The sequence below is a fragment of the Propioniciclava sp. genome (assembly GCF_029977985.1).
In the GTDB taxonomy this organism is placed as follows: Bacteria; Actinomycetota; Actinomycetes; order Propionibacteriales; family Propionibacteriaceae; genus Propioniciclava.
Window position 1 is genome coordinate 1 of the sequence record NZ_JARKOT010000219.1, and the last position, 2246, is coordinate 2246.

Sequence of the window (2246 nt, forward strand, 5' to 3'; positions counted from 1 at the left end):
CCCCCCCCAACCCACCCACGCCCCCGCGCGAGGTGCCGCCCTCGCAGACCGGGGGGTGCCGTAGAGGATCGCGCTTGGCCAAAGCGTCACAGTAGATTTCACGGTTGGGCACCGGATACGCTGAAGAAATGACTGCTACGCTCGCCGCTGAGCAGGTCCGGGAAGTCCTGGGCCGGCACCTGCTCCTCGACGGAATGCCCTTCGTCCTGGACCTGACCGCCTCGCGCGGCACCACGCTCGTCGACGCCGAGACCGGCACCGAGTTCCTCGACATGTTCACGTTCTTCGCGTCCAACCCGCTGGGCATGAACCACCCCGGGATCGCGAACAACGACGAGTTCAAGGCAGAACTGCTCGAAGCGGCGCTCAACAAGCCGAGCAACTCCGACATCTACACGGTCGCGATGGCGCGGTTCGTGGAGACGTTCGAGCGGGTCATGGCCGACCCCGAACTGCCGCACTACTTCTTCATCGACGGCGGCGCGCTGGCGGTCGAGAACGCGCTCAAGGTGGCGTTCGACTGGAAGTCGCGCCGCAACGAGTCCGAGGGGCGCTCGGGCGAGCTGGGCACCAAGATCATGCACCTGACCGACGCTTTCCACGGGCGCTCCGGGTACACGATGACCCTTACCAACACCGACCCCAACAAGACCGACCGGTTCCCCAAGCTGCCCGGCTGGCCGCGCCTCGACAGCCCCTACTGGGCCGCCGAGCGCGACATGGACGCCGTCGAGCGGCATGCCCTCGACCAAGCCGAGGCCGCCTTCGCGGCGAATCCGCACGACATCGCGGCGTTCATCATGGAGCCCATCCAGGGCGAGGGTGGCGACCATCGCTTCCGCCCCGACTTCCTGCTCCGCATGAAGGAGCTCGTGCACAGCCACGACGCGCTCCTCATCTTCGACGAGGTCCAGACGGGTGGCGGCATGACCGGCCAGCCGTGGGCGTGGCAGCACTACGGCGTCCGGCCCGACATCATGAGCTTCGGCAAGAAGCTGCAGGTGTGCGGCCTCACCGCGGGCGGGCGCGTCGACGAGGTGCGCGACAACGTGTTCGAGGTGTCGAGCCGCATCAACTCGACGTGGGGCGGCAACCTGACCGACATGGTCCGCAGCCGGCGGATCATGGAGATCATCGAGGCCGAGGATCTCATGGGCAACGCGCGCATGGTCGGCGGGCACCTCCTCGAGCGCCTCAAGGATCTCGCCGAGCGCCACCCGACCGTCACGAACCCGCGCGGCATCGGCCTCATGTGCGCCATCTCGCTGCCGGACGCCGAGCGCCGCAACGAGGCCATCACACGCCTCATGGAGGACGAGCACGTGCTCATGCTCGGCTGTGGACGCCGCTCGCTGCGGGTCCGCCCGCCGCTCACGGTCGACGTGGCGACCGTGGACCGTGCCGTGGACGCCATCGACCGCGTTCTGGCCAGCATCGAGGGCTGACATGTACGACACCCACCAGCTGCGCGCGGCCTTCGCGCGATCGCTGTCGGCCATGTACGGCACCGAGGTGCCGGCGTACAACACCCTCGTCGACGTGTCGACGGCCGTCAACGCCGACTTCATGGCCGCTCACCCGGACACCGCCGAGCGGCTCGGCCGCATCGACCGGGTGACCGCCGAGCGGCACGGGGCGATCCGGGTCGGGACGGCGTCCGAGTTGCGACGGGTCGCGCAGATCTTCGCGGCGCTCGGCATGGAACCCGTCGGGTTCTACGACCTGCGGGGCGACGAGGCGACGTCGCTGCCGATCGTGTCGACGGCGTTCCGGCCGACGACACCCGAGGCGCTCGCGATCAACCCGTTCCGGGTGTTCTGCTCCACGCTGGTCACCGACGACCGGCGCTACTTCGACGCCCGGCTCACCGACGAACTCGACGCCTTCCTCGCTTCCCGCGAACTGTTCGGCGACGACGTGGTCGCCCTGGCCGAGCAGGCGGAGGCGGACGGCGGGCTGCCGGACGCTGAGGCCGAGGAGTTCCTGCGGCTCGCGACGGCCTGCTTCGAGCTCTCCGACGAGCCGGTCGACCGTGCCTGGTACACCCGGCTCGCCGAGATCTCGGGGGTGGCGGCCGACATCGGCGGCGTCCGGGCGACGCACATCAACCACCTGACGCCGCGCGTCCTCGACATCGACGACCTGTACGCGCGCATGACCGCGCTCGGCATCACGATGATCGACGAGATCCAGGGCCCGCCGCGCTGGGAGGGTCCCGACGTGCTGCTGCGCCAGACGTCGTTCAA

General features: G+C 69.2%; 2 protein-coding genes. Both read left to right on the top strand.

The window, feature by feature from the left end; genetic code table 11:
- Nucleotides 1-128: 128 nt before the first annotated feature.
- Nucleotides 129-1445 (top strand): L-lysine 6-transaminase, encoded by a 1317-nt coding sequence (gene lat, locus Q1K57_RS12885; RefSeq protein WP_300083310.1) that lies wholly within the window; start codon nt 129-131, stop codon nt 1443-1445.
- A gap of 1 nt (nt 1446) precedes the next feature.
- Nucleotides 1447-2246: DUF1338 family protein (locus Q1K57_RS12890; protein WP_300083312.1), on the top strand; the 800-nt coding region annotated here is incomplete at its 3' end.

Excerpts from the sequence above, each read along its gene's own strand:
- lat (WP_300083310.1), top strand. The coding sequence starts at position 129 with ATGACTGCTACGCTCGCCGCTGAGCAGGTCCGGGAAGTCCTGGGCCGG.